General features: G+C 40.9%; 12 protein-coding genes and 2 pseudogenes. 7 read left to right on the top strand and 7 right to left on the bottom strand.

Annotated features, from left to right (window positions below):
• Positions 1-246 precede the first annotated feature (246 nt).
• Positions 247-1,425, bottom strand: coding sequence for a PAS domain S-box protein (locus DP117_RS09325; protein WP_348982994.1), 1,179 nt, complete (start codon positions 1,423-1,425; stop codon positions 247-249).
• Between the two features lie 561 nt (positions 1,426-1,986).
• On the opposite strand from DP117_RS09325, the gene mgtE reads away from it, so the two are divergent.
• The gene (gene mgtE / locus DP117_RS09320; RefSeq protein WP_169218039.1) at positions 1,987-3,387 is read left to right on the top strand and encodes a magnesium transporter; all 1,401 of its coding nucleotides are present in this window, start codon (positions 1,987-1,989) and stop codon (positions 3,385-3,387) included.
• Between the two features lie 442 nt (positions 3,388-3,829).
• On the opposite strand, the gene DP117_RS09315 is transcribed toward mgtE, so the two are convergent.
• Positions 3,830-4,087: a hypothetical protein gene (locus DP117_RS09315; RefSeq protein WP_169218038.1), complete on the bottom strand. Its 258-nt coding sequence runs from the start codon at positions 4,085-4,087 to the stop codon at positions 3,830-3,832.
• Between the two features lie 130 nt (positions 4,088-4,217).
• Positions 4,218-5,516, bottom strand: a complete 1,299-nt coding sequence (locus tag DP117_RS09310) for a sugar ABC transporter substrate-binding protein (protein ID WP_169218037.1) — start codon at positions 5,514-5,516, stop codon at positions 4,218-4,220.
• Positions 5,517-5,662: 146 nt separating this feature from the next.
• Here DP117_RS09310 and pilM point away from each other — a divergent pair, with 146 nt between their 5' ends.
• The 3 genes from pilM to DP117_RS09295 all read left to right on the top strand — a co-directional run bounded on the left by pilM (position 5,663) and on the right by DP117_RS09295 (position 8,428).
• Positions 5,663-6,778, top strand: coding sequence for a type IV pilus assembly protein PilM (gene pilM, locus DP117_RS09305; protein WP_169218036.1), 1,116 nt, complete (start codon positions 5,663-5,665; stop codon positions 6,776-6,778).
• 121 nt (positions 6,779-6,899) lie between these two features.
• The gene (locus DP117_RS09300) at positions 6,900-7,670 is read left to right on the top strand and encodes a PilN domain-containing protein (RefSeq protein ID WP_169218035.1); all 771 of its coding nucleotides are present in this window, start codon (positions 6,900-6,902) and stop codon (positions 7,668-7,670) included.
• Positions 7,667-8,428 (top strand): pilus assembly protein PilO, encoded by a 762-nt coding sequence (locus DP117_RS09295; RefSeq protein ID WP_169218034.1) that lies wholly within the window; start codon positions 7,667-7,669, stop codon positions 8,426-8,428. Before DP117_RS09300 ends, DP117_RS09295 begins: the two co-directional genes overlap by 4 nt.
• A gap of 46 nt (positions 8,429-8,474) precedes the next feature.
• Here DP117_RS09295 and DP117_RS09290 read toward each other — a convergent pair whose 3' ends face one another.
• Complete coding sequence (locus DP117_RS09290) at positions 8,475-9,362, bottom strand: phosphatidate cytidylyltransferase (protein ID WP_169218033.1); 888 nt, start codon at positions 9,360-9,362, stop codon at positions 8,475-8,477.
• Positions 9,363-9,466: 104 nt separating this feature from the next.
• A complete protein-coding gene (gene cbiT / locus DP117_RS09285) occupies positions 9,467-10,069 on the bottom strand; it encodes a precorrin-6Y C5,15-methyltransferase subunit CbiT (RefSeq protein WP_169218032.1) in 603 nt (200 codons plus the stop codon).
• A 228-nt stretch (positions 10,070-10,297) separates the two neighbouring features.
• On the opposite strand from cbiT, the gene DP117_RS09280 reads away from it, so the two are divergent.
• The 3 genes from DP117_RS09280 to DP117_RS09270 all read left to right on the top strand — a co-directional run bounded on the left by DP117_RS09280 (position 10,298) and on the right by DP117_RS09270 (position 14,798).
• Entirely contained in the window at positions 10,298-11,845 is a 1,548-nt protein-coding gene (locus DP117_RS09280; protein WP_169218031.1) for a serine/threonine-protein kinase, read from the top strand.
• A gap of 169 nt (positions 11,846-12,014) precedes the next feature.
• Positions 12,015-14,309, top strand: coding sequence for an ATP-binding protein (locus DP117_RS09275; protein ID WP_169218030.1), 2,295 nt, complete (start codon positions 12,015-12,017; stop codon positions 14,307-14,309).
• Between the two features lie 39 nt (positions 14,310-14,348).
• On the top strand, positions 14,349-14,798 hold the full coding sequence (locus DP117_RS09270; protein ID WP_169218029.1) for a response regulator: 450 nt from the start codon (positions 14,349-14,351) through the stop codon (positions 14,796-14,798).
• Between the two features lie 84 nt (positions 14,799-14,882).
• On the opposite strand, the pseudogene DP117_RS36075 reads toward DP117_RS09270, so the two are convergent.
• Both DP117_RS36075 and DP117_RS36070 read right to left on the bottom strand, forming a co-directional pair.
• Positions 14,883-15,233, bottom strand: a pseudogene (locus DP117_RS36075) (response regulator); the annotation flags it as partial.
• 57 nt (positions 15,234-15,290) lie between these two features.
• Positions 15,291-15,605, bottom strand: a pseudogene (locus tag DP117_RS36070) (helix-turn-helix domain-containing protein); the annotation flags it as partial.
• Positions 15,606-15,612: the final 7 nt, after the last annotated feature.

Here is a 15,612-nt window from a genome sequence, read left to right as displayed (position 1 = left end):
CTTGCCCAAAAATTAGGGGACAATGCGGTAAGGTATGAAGCGTCTTTAGAGAGTAGGAATGAGCCGCAGGGCACCACTAGATGCGGTGCGTTACGCGTTGCTTTAACGCACCCTACAATTTAAGGTTTACTTTATAAATCATCTCTTAGCCGTTGCAGTGTTAGCAGATACGGGAACTTTCTTGCTTGTGACTGCAAATAGAATGTGGTTATTTAGAGCCAAGACTTTTGAGAAGTCGTCATGGGGTCATAAGTTCTTAATAATAATATGGTGCCTAGAGTCAAAACTAATTTTGCCTTGTTGTTGTAACTGACCGATAAGTCTTGTAATTGTTACCCTAGTTGTGCAACAAGCGCTCGCCAGTTCCTCATGAGTCAGGCGAATACTCAAGCGAGTTCCTTGTTCTACTGCTTGACCAATTTCCTGTTGTAAAAGTACTAACAATTGGTGAAAGCGATCTTGGACTCGTCGTCTACCAGCAATCAGCAAAAAAGATTCTGTTTGCTGTAACCGTTGGTTGATTTTTGGTAACAGCGTGTAACTCAACATTGGTGAAGCTGCAATTTCTGCAAGGTGAATTGACACTAATTCCACATTCGATAGAGCTGTTGCTTGGTAAGTGTGTAATCCAGTCAGACTTGAGCCAAAAACCATTCCTTCTCCAGCCAACCCAACAATGACTTCCTCACCTGTTTCACACAGTGTAGTTAGCTTGACACAACCTTGACACACATACCAAATTATGCCTGGTTTGAGAGGGATAAAGTCTCCTTTGCTACATTTGTGCCAAAGGCGATTTTGACTCAAGTCGCAGTCATTTTTCAACACTGCTAATTCTACTTGCTTGCGCTCAGTTATGTCACGTATCAACCAACGCAGTGCTATTGGCTGACGCTCTTGATTGCGGACAACTCCCACTGTCATGGCGGCGTCAAATAACTCACCATTACGTTTTTGAATATGTACAATTAACTCTTTGACTTTATTGGATTCGCTGAGTTGAATGAGGTGAGCGCGAAAGCTTTGACGATCTGGAAGCGCCACGAAGTTAGTCATTGGTTTGCCTATCAGGTGATGCTGTGAGATGTCCAGTAGTATTGCTGCAGTACGGTTGGCTTCTCGAATTATCCCTGAAGTATTTGTCACTAAATACGCGTCTGGTGCAAATTCAAATAAATCTTGGTAGCGTTGGCGTTCCGTTTCTAATAAACTTCGTGTTTGTAAAAGTTCTTCATTCTGCTGACGGAGTTCCTCTGTCGCTATATGTACTATTTCTGAGGCGCTGCCAAGTTCGACAAGAGCTTGTGGTAGCACATTTGGCATGACAGGGACTGTATTTAGATTGTCGTATAAATCTGTCAAACGCCTGTGCATTCCCTGTACGCGTTTGGTAAATTTGTCGATTTCTAATTTGTCTATATTCACCTGCAAATTCCACTCCACGGCTTACAATCTTGAACTAGAAAAACGAAGTAAAGTGTAAAATGAACCCAATGTCAGTCAAAAATACATACAGAGTAATTCTCGCAAAAATGACTGTTTTGCGCTCAGCTATCAAGTGATGCAATGGAAAGTTATTATGCTAAAATCGATGAACAAATCACTTGATAAAGTTAAGTTTCAAAGTTTTCTACAGTTTCCAATCATCCACAACATTTTCCAAGAAAGTGCTAAGGTCGAGCAGCTCGTAAGAGTCATTTTTTGAAAAGTGTCTTACACTTTTGAAAACTCCTTAACAAAAGTACAGTAGAGCAAATCAGTTAAACAGCGCTTCTATCTCTAGCGAGAGAGTACTGGGATTTAGGCATCCTATATGAAAATAACAGATTGAACGTTTTATTTCTCCACTTTACTACTAAGATTTATCACAAAAACCTTTTCATTCAATTCGGTGATTTTCCATTCTGACTGGAGATTTATACAGAACCTGTTGTGCCCTATAAATTAGGTACAATATACTATTTCGCATCACCCTCGTTGTATCTTATGCAAACTCCAAATGGTATGACTTCTACCCTCCAGGACGTAACGCGCAGGGAATTGCGAGACATTGTTAGAATTCAATTAAAAATGCTGCTGGAAGCGGGGGACTTGCAAGCAGCAAAATCTATTCTGGTACCAGTACAAGCGCCGGATATCGCCTCGGCGATTGAAGGCTTACCAGAAACAATGCATGCTTTGGCGTTTCGCTTGCTTTCTAAACAAGAAGCTATCGAAGTTTATGAATATCTCGACTACAGCGTCCAAGAACGACTCCTTGAGGAATTAAAAAGTCAGGAAGTCCTTGATATTGTTGACAAAATGTCGCCAGATGACCGAGCCAAGTTATTTGACGAATTACCAGCAACAATCGTTAATCGATTGCTAGAACAACTCAGCCCGAACGAACGCCAAGCGACATCTCAACTGTTGGGTTATGAAGCTGGAACTGCTGGACGGATCATGACGCCGGAGTTAATCGCGCTTAAAGAAGATTTTACAGTGGCGCAAACTTTGGAGCGGATTCGCACTGTCGCTAATGCGAGCGAGATGATTTATTATCTCTACATTACCAATGCAGCCAGGCGCTTGACCGGAATTTTATCCTTGCGAGAGTTGGTGACTTCTCAACCTGAGCAAAAGATTGGCGATGTTATGGTTCGTGAAACAGTCTTTGTTTATACTGATACAGACCAAGAAGAAGTCGCTAGATTGATACAAAGATATGACTTTTTGGCGGTACCTGTGGTGGATCGAGAACAGCGTCTTGTAGGTATTATAACTGTTGATGATGTTATAGATATTTTACAAGAGGAAACGACTGAAGATATCTACGCCTTGGGCGGTGGGGTACAAGCTGGAGGCGACAGCTATTTTCAGTCGAGTTTAATTTCAGTAGCTCGCAAGCGAGTTGTGTGGTTGTTGGTCTTACTTGTAACCAACACTGTTACAGGAACTATCATTAAGTCTCAAGAGGATATTTTGTCAAAAGTGGTGTCACTGGCGGCGTTTATTCCCTTGCTGACTGGTACTGGCGGTAATGTTGGAGCACAGTCTTCTACAGTGGTGATTCGCGGGATGAACACAGATGAAATTCGTGCTTTAGGACCATTGCAAGTTGTTGGACGGGAAGCGCTTGCAGGTTTATTGCTTGGAGGAATTTTGGGAACTATCGCCACACTATGGGCTTTTCTTTTGGAAAAGAATTTACAGGTGGCGATCGCGGTCGGAAGTAGTCTTGTGGCTATTTCTATTTTAGCGTCCGTCTCTGGTTCTGCTTTACCATTTTTGTTCCGCATACTCCGTTTAGATCCAGCATTGATGTCAGCACCATTTATCACCACAGCAGTAGATGTGCTGGGTGTGTTGATTTACTTCAATTTGGCACGGTTTATTTTACAAGTATGAGTTACGAGGAAGAACTCAGAATATGCTCTACAAAAAGGTGAAGCGCAAGCATTGCTCTTGGTGTAGGAGTCACACAACTCAGTAGCAATCATTCTGAAGTTTGTATTCTGAATTCTTCTTTTGTCACTTTATGTTCTAAGTAGCCGTCAAAGTCAATGAACAATGAACAGTTATCAATAAATAATAACAATTCACACATTCGCTTATTCAAAATTGAAGACAGTTATGCCTGCGGCACGCTACGCGAACAGATGGAGATTTTAACCCTTTAATTTACGATAAAGAAACAGGACTTACGCAAAACTTACCCGGTTTCTACCAAAAATCCTCTGGTTCGCAACCAAATACGAACTCACCGAACCGCTTTGGTGGCAGATGGTGCGTAAGCCCTAAGAAACAAGGAATTATGATTCATAAAAAATTTCATAATTCCTAATTTCTTTCACAAGTTTGAAGCTGTATCTGGGGCAATAATTTCACCAATTCCCACATTTAGTATGATGTCCTGATCAGTAATCAGGTCTGTGAGTTCTTTAACTTGTAAATTCATTTCCTCACATGCTTGTCGTAACTCTTGTGCAAAAGTATTGAGGTCATCTCCATAGCCACATTGGTAAGCAGCAGTTTCGATTCCCTGCTTGGCATTTGCTCTTGCACAATCTACTAATTCAGTGCCTTTGAGTGGTGTTTGAGATGCCATATCTGTTTTTATGACTTTATTAATGCTTCTTTGGTAGATTATCAATGAGTTCAAGTGTTAATGCATCCCCCTAATGGTTTAGGAAGGTTACAAGACACATGTGAAATCTCCAAAAACAATCCTTTCGGCTCTACCTATTGTTCCACTCTTGTGCTGCATCCTCCACTGCTTGATCTACTGTTTTCTCGCTTAGCATAGCCGCTTGCAAGTTCTCGTAAATTGCCTTTTGCAAAAGTTTTATATCCTTAAGCCTTGGCGTTAAGATCTCTGCTTGTTGCAGTTCTTGTGCGCTGATGACTCGCGCCTTATCTAAAGTCGAGGCGTTCGTGGGTGTGTCTTTGAAGTAGCTGTCAGCAAGGGACTTCACTGTCGATGGAAGAACATTTGCTGCTTTAGCAAAGGTAAGTTGGTTCTCGTTATTTGTGAGGAAAAAGGCGAATTTGAGGGCGGCGTCGGGTTGTTTGCTATCACGGGGGATAACAACGTTCATGACAGCGACATTTTTCTTGCCATTGTCACCTATGACTTGTGGTGCTGTGGTAGAAACTTTGGCTATGGCTGGTGCATTTTTAGCAATGTTCTCAAGAAACTCCCCTCCAGAAAATAGGAAAGCTGTTTCTCCAGCTTGGTACAAGTCAATTCCATGACGATGCCCTTGTGTCAATATTTCTTTTGGAAGAAGTCCTTGTTTGTATAAGTCTACCCAGTATTGAAATGCCGCTTTACCTTGTGGGGAATTAAAAGCTGCTTTACCTTCAGCATTCACCAGAGTTGCCCCCATTTGTACAAACGACTCTAACACCTCTGCTGAATCTTGAGGAACGAGCGTTGCAAAAAAGGCATACTTACCAGTTTTGTCTTTAATTTGTTGAGCCGCCTGTGCTAATTCAGTGTAAGTAACAGGTGCTTTCTTGATACCTGCCTGTTTTAATAAATCAGTGTTATAAATGGTTAGCCGTGTGGTGAGGTACCAAGGAATTCCAAAACTCTTGCCATTGAGCGTGTTTGCTTCCCAGATATTCGGTAAATAGGAGGAACGTACTTCATTTGGAACTTTTGCATCTAAATTTAACCAAGCATTTCTTCCAGCAAGTTGAGAAGCAAAATCTGGGTTGAGGTTGACAACATCAGGTGGTGTTTTTGCGGAAACAGCCGTTAAAATTTTACTCTCCATTGCAGTCCAAGGCACGTCAACCCAAGTCACTTTTATACCAGAATTTTGTGACTCAAAGGACGTAATTAGGCTTTTAAAATAGTTCGTGAACTGAGGCTGGAGTTGCATTGTCCAAAATTCAATATTTGCTATTCCTGATGATGTCTGTTTTGTGTTAAAGCCAACATTTATTGGACCACAGCTCACAATCCAACTGGTCAATACACCGAGTAACGCCCAAACAATGAATCTTTTAAACTTTTGAATTTTAACCATGATGCTTGTATTTGATTTAACTCTATCGCGGTGAGGTACTTATGCAACAATTGTGGAGATTATAAGCTAAAACAATTTCTGAGCAATGACATCAATCCTTAATATCATGTCACTTTTCAATTGACAATCCAACGGGCAAAACTGTAGTGAAGCTATTTAATAGTTTGTTTAGTAAATTCCAGAAAAGAGTTGGTATAGAACTGTCACCACAACGCGTGAATTTAGTTCAGTTGCGTAAGCTACGGCAAGGTTTAAAACTAGAAACTTTAACATCAGTCTCTGTTCCAAAAGGGATTTTTGTCAATGGTCAAATTATTGATTCTTCAACAATGGCGCAAGTTATTCAGCAAGCACTAGCTGAAAGTAACATCAAAGCTTCTCGTGTTGCTACTGCTGTACCTGGGCGAGAATCAATTATACGCATCATATCCGTACCAGCCGAGTTAGACGACAAAGAACTACGGGAGATGGTATTAAACCACGAAGCTAGTTTACATTTACCATTACCTCGTGAAGAAGCTGATTTAGACTATCAGAAACTTGGATACTTTATAGATGAGGATGGCATTGAAAAAGTACAGATACTTTTAGTTGCAACACGCAAGGAAATTACTGACATCTATATAAATACGTTTGAGCAAGCAGGATTACAAATCGATTTTTTAGAAACTAACAGTTTTGCTCTCATTCGCACACTTCGCGAACCACTTCGACAATTTGGAGCGCAAGAAGCAGTCGTGCTTGTGGATATAGAATTCGACAGCACTGAAATCGCAATCATTGTTAATGGAGTGCCACAATTTTCACGTACAGTTCCTATTGGAGTTTATCAAATGCAAACAGCTTTATCTGCTGCAATGGACTTACAGGTTTCACAAAATTTAGAAAATTTATATGAAATATCTATTCCTTTAACTTCTATCAATGCAGGAAAAACTGACGTCGATGATGATATTTCTGAAATCAATCCAGATATGACCGCAATGATGAGGGTGTTGGGAGAACTCACAGATGAACTACGCCGTTCCATCGATTTTTATCTCAACCAAAATGAAAATTTAGAGGTAGCGCAGATTATGCTAGCTGGACCTGGAGGTGGACTGAAACAACTTGATGAGTTTTTTACACAACGATTAAATTTGCCAACCTGTCAAATCGATCCAATAGCGGCTTTGTCATTGCAAATTGACGAAGAAAAATACTCTACAATCGAACGTTCTGGATTAGGTATAGTGCTTGGTTTAGGAATCCGAGAAGTGTGAGAAAAATTCACTTAGGGACTGCGTCCCGCAGAGCGATAAAAATTTAAAAACAGAAATGTATGTTTGGAAGTATCCTGGAAATTTACAATATGTAGTTTGAATGCATGATAGGTGATACAAAATGTACAGTATAGATATTAACTTTCTCAAGAATCGCCAAACTAACCAAAAGAATTTTGAAAAAAAACAATTAGGAATATCTCTACCTACTGGCAATTTAACTCCAGTTTATATAGGAGTCGTCATTGGTCTATTGTTTCCTGCTTTAGTGGGAACAGCTTGGTGGTTTTTACAAACAAAAAATAGTGCATTAGAGCAGAATATCGCACAACTGAAGCAGGAAAACCAAAGCTTAGAAATCAACATAAAAAATATTCAGAGAATAGAAGCACAAACAAGCAAAATTAAACAAGAAACTCAAGCTTTAGTAAGTGTTTTTGACCAAATCCGCCCTTGGTCAGCTATGTTGCAAGAGGTGCGCGATCGCATACCTACAACAGTCCAAATTGATAGCATCAAACAAATTGCACCCACTACACCAACACAAGAACAATCAGCGCCTAATCCTGCTGGAGGTATAGAAATTTCTGGGTTTGCTCGCTCTTTTAGTGATGTCAATGATTTCATGTTGACTTTGCAACAGTCTCGTTTCTTCAAAGCTGCACAAACAAAAATTGTGACAGCAGAGTTAGTAGATGCACCCTTACCGCCCAGCGCGAAATCTACCAATACCTCACAAATGAAACCACCTCAAATTGTCAAATACACAATTCAATCAAGCTTGAGTGATATTCCCGCTTCTGAATTCATTCGTGAATTAGAGCAAAAAGGTACAGTCGGACTCGTCACTCGGGTTCGCAGTATGCAACAGATAGGAGTCATTCCAAGATGACGCTGGGTGATGATTTCAATTTTGTAGAAGATACTGAATTTGCTACAACTTCCTCAAGTTATCCTGTTGTTTTTGGCATCACCTTAACACCAAAAGTAAGCGGCATTATCTTAGGAGTTTTAGGACTTGCAGGAGCAGCTTATATGCTGATGAATTTTGTCATACCAATATGGGACAATATTCAACAGCAGGAAACAAAACAAAATGAATTACAGCAGACTATTGACCAAAAGAAATCTGACATCAAACAAATTGACAAAGTACAACAGGAGCAAGCACTTTCTAAACAGCAACAACTCCAGGTTTTAGCTCTATTTGCTAATGAAAAAACCTTGGACACATTACTACTAGATTTAAATCGCTTGGTTGAGTCTAGTAATACTCAATTTCCTCCTCATGCAGTCAAAGCTAAACTGAGGAAGTATGTGCCTATTGGAAAGGCTGAACCTATTACTGATAGTAGTTTTGGTTCATTGGTTAATGACAAACTAAAACGCCGCAGTATCAATATTGAAATTTTAGGAACCTACGAACAAACACAATCTATTCTCCGTAATATAGAGCGGTTACAGCCTTTATTAATGGTGAAAGATTATCAATCAACTTTGGCACCGGAAGAAGTCACTCAACAAGACAAAGTTGTGGTGCGTAGGGTTGGATCAACACTTATTAGTACATCTTTTCAGTTACAGGCATTAATGCCACTTAGTCAAGAGGAAATTGCTGCTGCTAAAGCACGACAATCAAATACTAAGTAGCATCTCGGTTTACTCGCTCCCTCAGTTAGAGTTGCTTTAGTATGGCTTAATACTTTCCTACTAGTGGCAACAAGAGAGTAACAAAATAATAAACCAAAGGAGCAGTGAAAATATAACTATCTGTACGATCCAAGATACCTCCATGACCGGGGATTAACTGCCCTGAATCCTTTACTCCAGCATCACGCTTGAGCATAGATTCGGTCAAATCACCCAATAAACCAGCAATGCCAATCAGCAAACCTATTGCGACACCAGTCAACGGGAATTTAGACCAATTGAGATAATATGCTGCAATCACAGCGACAACAACACTAGCAGCAATACCAAACACAGCTCCTTCGACTGTTTTTTTCGGACTAATATCTGATAAAGGAGTTTTCCCAAAAAATTTACCAACGATGTAAGCACCAATGTCAGTAGCCCAAATACATACAAATGTAAGTGCTGTTGCTGTGAGACCATTAGGTAAAGAGCTAAAGTCTCGGTGTACTATATTTGTCCAAATTGTGGACAGGTAATCACTGACAGGTAGGTTGCTGAGTGTCGCACCATCGAGCGATCGCAATCGTACCCAGTAACTCGGCAAATACCCTGTATAAAATAGCCCCAAAATAGAAGCGGCAATATCCGCAATTGTTGCCATTTTTGGCTGAAATAGTAGGTAAAAACAAATAAAAGTACCAGCCACTGGCATCACAGCATCAGCTAAGTTCCCGTCTAAAGTGCAAATGATCAGCAAGACTTGGCTAACAAACATCGTGGTTTTAGCAGCAGGAGCCATGCCTTTTGCTCGCACCAAATTAAAATACTCTAGTTGACCGAGAAAAATGATCACCGCAAACAAAAGAGTGTAATACCATCCACCTAAAAGGGTTGCAGTCAAAGCAAGGGCTATTGCAATAATTCCACTAACAATTCGAGACCAAGGCATGGGCAAAAGAAGGAAAAAATGAAGAGTAAAAAATGAAGATTGAAGATTGAGGAAATTTTTGTATCTTCGTTTCTTCGTACCTCTTTCTTCAATTATTTTGTTTTCTAATCTAGTTTCTCACCACTGAGAATAAAAATGGGATTGACGGCAGTAAAAGTTTGAGAAGAACCTCGCGTCTCCAAACGGTTCACAGCCGACTGGATGACTTCAATATTTCTCGCTTGCAACTGGGCAAAGCTTTGAGAAATTGCATACAGACTTTCTAGATTACCAGCTGTGGCGACAACTCGACCTGATGGTAGCAAGTAATGCCAAGCTGCTTTCATGATTTCTTGGATGGAACGTCCTCCCTCAATACAAACGCGATCAGGAGCAACTTTTAGATTATACAGACACTCTGGAGCACTCCCTTCAATGACTTCGACATTCTTCACCTCAAAGCGATCGCAGTTGCGCCGGATCAAGTTGGCGACTTCTTCATCTCGTTCTACAGCGAAGATTTGTCCATTTGGAGAGAGTAACCCTACTTCTATTGGAATCGTTCCTGTCCCTGCACCAATATCCCATAATACGGTATTGGGTAAAAGACGCAGTTGAGCAATCAATAGCAGTCGAATTTCTCGCTTGCTAAGGGGAATTCCTGGCAAGCGTTCAAACAAATCATCTGGAATACCAGGACTAATGTAAGGCCAAAGTTGGGAGGGCATAGGCAATTCAAAGTTCACGCATTCAAAATTCAAAATATGCCCATAATGCTATGAGCCAACAAAATTAGAAAAACTAGGCTTGGCAAGCATGGACAGTACCCTCTGTTGTGCCACTTAGAATGTGGAACGGCAAAGAAGCATACAATTATGTTAAAGATATATATTTGTCGAGGTTAGAAAAATACAATAAATAAAAAGGTTTTAAATTTATATCCATAAGTAATCGTAATGAATGGTCAAGTATTAGGCGAACGCTACCAAGTACAGCAGCAACTGGGCAAAAAAGCTGGGCGACGGACGCTTTTAGCTCGTGATCTTCTGACTGGTGAAATGGTAGTTGTCAAGTTACTGTCTTTTAACAGTGACTTTGAGTGGGATGATCTCAAGCTGTTTGAGCGAGAAGCTGAAACTCTCAAAAACATAGCACATCCGTCTATTCCTCGCTATTTAGACTATTTTGAGATCAATTCTTCAAATATCAAAGGATTTGCTCTGGTACAAACTTATATTCCAGCACAAACTTTAGACCAATACATCAAAGCTGGGCGTACTTTTACTGAAGCAGAAGTCAAACAAATAGCTAAAGCGCTTTTAAAAATTCTTATTTACTTACATGAGCAGAAACCTCCCATAATCCACCGAGATATTAAGCCTAGTAATATTTTGCTGACAAATCGCTCTGGTAATAGTGTAGGTCAAATATACTTGGTAGATTTTGGCTCGGTGCAGACTGTAGCGGCGGGTGAAGGTGGGACAATCACTGTAGTTGGAACTTACGGTTATATGCCACCAGAGCAATTTGGTGGACGCACGGTTCCTGCATCTGATCTCTACAGCTTGGGTACAACTTTAATTTACTTAGTCACAGGAACACAACCAGCAGATTTACCTCAAAAGGACTTACGGATTCAATTTGAGCAGGCGGCTATTTTGAGTCCTACTTTGAGTGAGTGGTTGAAGTGGATGAGCGAACCTAGTTTAGAGCGAAGGTTGAGTTCTGCGCATGAGGCACTAACAGCTTTAGAACATCCGGTGCTTTTACAACAACCTCATCCGGAAGAAATGCACCCCACCGACTGGATGAAAGGAACTTGGTGGTATTGGAACGGTCAACATTGGATTAGTAAGACTCAAGAACAGCAAATACAAGTGGTTCCGCAAAAGCTTAACACAAAAGAAGAGTCTAGGTATGATACTTTAACTATCAAAATTACGAAACCAGTAGGAAGCAAAATTAAACTATCTAAAGATGAAAATTCTTTAGATATTCTAATTCCACCGACTGGTTTTCAGCCGTCGATGACATTCATGGTTTTGTTTGCTATTTCTTGGAATTCTTTTACTCTTTTTTGGACAATTAACGCCCTTGCTGCACCTTTTCCAGCAAACATACCCTTTGCTTTATTTTCGCTTCCCTTTTGGAGTGCTGGGTTTGCGATGCTGTCTTCGATTTTCTTTCCTTTATTCAGACGAACTCGCCTTCGTTTAAATCGGCAAAAAATTACCTTCAATTGGGATTTTTTTGGCTTGAAATTCAATCATGTTGCTTCCGCGCGAACACAGGATATCACTAAGTTAGTCTACTCACCGAAGACATTTACAACAGACTCTGGAGGTAACAGAGTTGAAATTCTACCTCAATTAATTATCTGGGCAGGAGTGCATAAGTATCAAATTGGTGGTAATCATGGTCCGATTAAATCGGAACCAGAAATTGAATGGCTCGCTCATGAATTAAGCGATTGGCTAGGTTTACCGCTGACGCAAGACTGTTAGCGTTAGCGCAGCGCCCCTGGAGGGGCGCTTCGTGCCGTAGGCTGGAATATCATCTAAATCGAAGAAACTAGCTCGGGAAGTGTACGACTCTTGTGTACTATTCTGTACTATATAGTAGTTCACTTACGGTATCGTCAAGCAAATAAGTTTGGTTCTTGTAAGTCAAGCTATGAGCCAATCAGATGTTACCCATACCCAAGCTACTAACCTGATTCACCACGAACTCATTCATCTACCTAGCTCGATCCAATCTTATGGTGTGCTACTGGCGCTTAGTCCTCAGCTCAAAATTCTACAGGTCAGCAATAATACTCAGGAATTTTTGGGTAAAGAGCCACACCATCTACTTGATCAACCTCTGGGCACTCTGCTGAACGCAGAACAAGTGAAAGCTATTGAGTCCTTTTTTCAACAGGAGGAAGGTTACGTCAATTCTTTCAAGCTATCAATTCAGACATTGAAAGGTGAGCAATATTTTGACGGCATTGCTCATCGTACAGGAAGTACTGTGATTCTTGAGCTAGAACCAACTGATTCTCTCAACCAAATCAGCTTTTTGAGTTTCCATGCTTTGGCAACAGAGGCGATCGCCAAAATGAGGAACACATCAAACCTGAGTGATTTTTTGCATCTCGTCGTATCAGAAGTACAAAAAGTCACAGATTATGATAGGGTGATGGTCTATCAATTCAATAATGTAGGAGCAGGTACCGTAGTTGCCGAAGTAAAACGTTCGGATTTATCACCATTACTAGGACTACATTATCCGGCTACAGATATCCCCCAGCAAGCTAGGGAACTTTATAAGCGCTGTCTACTTCGATTCATTCCCGATATGAATACCCCTACTGTAGAAGTGATTGCGGCTGAAAATCTTGAAACGCATTCTACACCTATTGATTTAAGCTTGTCCGTACTCAGGAGTACTCACCCTTGCTGTGTTGAATATCATCAAAACATGGGTGTAGCTGCCATCCTGGTGATATCGCTCATTAAGGAACAAAAACTTTGGGGTTTAATTGCGTGCCATCATCTAACACCCAAGTATATTCCTTATGAAACGCGGAAAATTTGCGAGTTTTTAGGACAGATTGTGTCATTGGAATTAGAACACAAAGTCAATCAGTCTGAATTAGACTATAAAATCAAGCTTCAATCGCTACAAGCAGATTTTATAGAGTCCATATCTAAAGCAGACAACTTTAGAGAAGCACTTGTTAACCCCAAGCCTCGTTTACTAGATGTCGTCAATGCTCAAGGAGCAGCAGTTTGTTTAGATAATGACATTACACTTGTTGCTGCAACACCAAATATTGAGGAAGTTCGCACGCTTATAGAGTGGGTAGATACTCAAATTAGTGACAATCTCTTTTCCACAGATTCTCTGCCCAAGCTTTACCCAGAGGCTATAGCGTTCAAAGATACTGCAAGTGGTTTGCTGCTGTTGCGAATTTCTAAAGTTCGGCGCTATTATATCCTGTGGTTTCGTCCTGAAGTTATCCAAACGATAAACTGGGCAGGTCAACCAAATGAATCAATTCAGATTAATGCTGATGGTAGCATGACCCTTTGTCCGCGAGCATCCTTTGAACTGTGGCAAGAAACAGTGCGGTTGACTTCGCTTGCGTGGATGTCATGTGAACTTGACAGTGCGATCGCCCTGCGGAATGCAATTGTGGGCATTGTACTTTCTAAAGCAGATGAATTAGCCAAAATCAATCAAGAGTTAGAGCGCAGCAATCGCGAACTCGCATCTTTCGCTTTCGCTGCTTCTCATGATTTAAAGGAACCTTTGCGAGGTATTTACAACTACTCAAATGTTTTGCTGGAAGATTACGCTCCACTACTAGATGAGGATGGAGTTGAGTACCTACAGACCGTGGTATCCTTATCCATACGCATGGAAACTCTGATTAACTCACTCCTGAGACTTTCCCTGCTGGGACAAACCCAACTCAACCTGCAAGCAACTGACTTCAACGAACTGCTCCACCAAGTGATTAATGTTATACGTGCCAGTCGTTCACCAGCTCAGTTAGATATTCGTATTTCCAAACCTTTGCCAACGATTGAATGTGATCCAGTTCTTGTGAGCGAAGTTTTTAGTAACTTAATTATTAATGCATTGAAATACAATGATAAGCCAGACAAATGGGTTGAAATTGGTTATTTGGATATCAATGAACAGTTAGAAAAAAGGTTGCTCCAACATCAACAGCAAACCTTAGTCCCTGTTGTCTTCTATGTACAGGATAACGGCATTGGTATTCCAGAACACCACCACCAAAATATCTTCAAGCTCTTTAAGCGGCTCCACTCTCAAGAAAAGTACGGTGGGGGTACAGGTGCTGGATTAGCCATTTCTAAGAAGATTGTTGAGCGCCACGGTGGTCATATTTGGGTTGAATCGATTGTAGGTATTGGCTCAGTCTTCTATTTTACGCTATCTAATGATGTAAAATAACATAACAAAATATTTATTTTTAATACGATTTTTGAAGTGATGACTGCAAAACTCAATGAACCACTGCTGGTTGTTGAGGACAGCAATGAGGATTTTAGGATGCTGCAACGCTTTATGCGGCGGATGGCTGTCCCGAACCCTATATATCGCTGTACTAATGGGGATGAGGTTTTAGAGTTTCTCTATCAAGAGGGAAATTATCAAGATCCTGACTTAGCACCAAGACCTTCTGTTATTTTGCTTGATCTTAATTTGCCAGGTATTGATGGTCGTGACATCCTGGAACGGCTGAAGCAAGATAAGAGCTTTAGAGAAATCCCGATTGTTGTTTTTACCACATCATCTAACCCAAAAGATATTGAACTTTGCTACCAGAAAGGCGCAAATGGCTATCTGATCAAGCCAATGGATGCTCAAGAACTGCAAAAGACAATTCAGGCTTTTGTAGATTACTGGTTGGAGGTAAATACTCCTCCAAGTGTAGATTAATTACTTGTTTCAGATTCTCCTAAGCCTTGTTCTTAAGGCTTAGCAAGAATTCTCAACAGCACAAATCGTCGCAAAATCACACTATCATTGGGAGTAACTAGTGAGGCTAGCGAGGGTGGCAACCAATTCCACGGGATCGAACGGTTCGACTAAATGAACCTCAAACCCCTTTCTAATAAGTTGCGAGCGATCTAAATTATGATCAGTTAGTGCGATCGCTGGAATTTGTCCGCCTTGCTCCACGGAAAGATTTCTAACTTGACGCATGAGAGCGTAACTGTCTTCACTCGATGCTCCCATATCAACGACTAGCGCTTGTGGTGGCTGTTGAAGCAACACTTCGAGTGCTGCATGAGGTGAGGCAACTGTAATGACTTGGGCATTACGTTTTTCAAGCACTGTGCGTAGGCGATTGCGTACATCAGCCTCAGCCGCCACCACCAATATTTGTAAGCCTTTCAGCCGAAGATAGCCAAAGTTGTACTCTGGTCTATGAGACTTACCCCAGTCACACATCAATTCTGTGATTGGTCGAACTGTCTCACCGTATGGCGTTAGCGAGTATTCAACCCGAGGCGGTGTCTCTCGATAAGTTTCTCGACGAATTAGCCCATCTCGTTCCAGTTCACGTAACTTTTGAGTCAAAACCTTCTGAGTCATTCCAGGAATCAAAAGTCTCAATTCGCTAAACCGCTTTGCATCTCGTCTTAGCCACCACAAGATGACACACTTCCATTTGCCACCAATCACCTCAAGGGTAACCTCAACAGGACAGTTATATTCTGTTGCCAACTGTGATGCTCTCATAACAACT

The sequence above is a fragment of the Brasilonema sp. UFV-L1 genome (assembly GCF_012912105.1).
GTDB lineage: Bacteria > Cyanobacteriota > Cyanobacteriia > Cyanobacteriales > Nostocaceae > Brasilonema.
This window is presented reverse-complemented; position numbering and strand designations above follow the sequence as displayed.

Bases quoted from the DNA above. Each gene is read 5' to 3' on its own strand.
- DP117_RS09310 (WP_169218037.1), bottom strand. From the start codon at position 5,516: ATGGTTAAAATTCAAAAGTTTAAAAGATTCATTGTTTGGGCGTTACTC.
- DP117_RS09300 (WP_169218035.1), top strand. From the start codon at position 6,900: ATGTACAGTATAGATATTAACTTTCTCAAGAATCGCCAAACTAACCAA.
- DP117_RS09295 (WP_169218034.1), top strand. From the start codon at position 7,667: ATGACGCTGGGTGATGATTTCAATTTTGTAGAAGATACTGAATTTGCT.
- DP117_RS09290 (WP_169218033.1), bottom strand. From the start codon at position 9,362: ATGCCTTGGTCTCGAATTGTTAGTGGAATTATTGCAATAGCCCTTGCT.
- DP117_RS09280 (WP_169218031.1), top strand. From the start codon at position 10,298: ATGAATGGTCAAGTATTAGGCGAACGCTACCAAGTACAGCAGCAACTG.
- DP117_RS09270 (WP_169218029.1), top strand. From the start codon at position 14,349: ATGACTGCAAAACTCAATGAACCACTGCTGGTTGTTGAGGACAGCAAT.
- mgtE (WP_169218039.1), top strand. From the start codon at position 1,987: ATGCAAACTCCAAATGGTATGACTTCTACCCTCCAGGACGTAACGCGC.
- DP117_RS09275 (WP_169218030.1), top strand. From the start codon at position 12,015: ATGAGCCAATCAGATGTTACCCATACCCAAGCTACTAACCTGATTCAC.
- cbiT (WP_169218032.1), bottom strand. From the start codon at position 10,069: ATGCCCTCCCAACTTTGGCCTTACATTAGTCCTGGTATTCCAGATGAT.
- DP117_RS09315 (WP_169218038.1), bottom strand. From the start codon at position 4,087: ATGGCATCTCAAACACCACTCAAAGGCACTGAATTAGTAGATTGTGCA.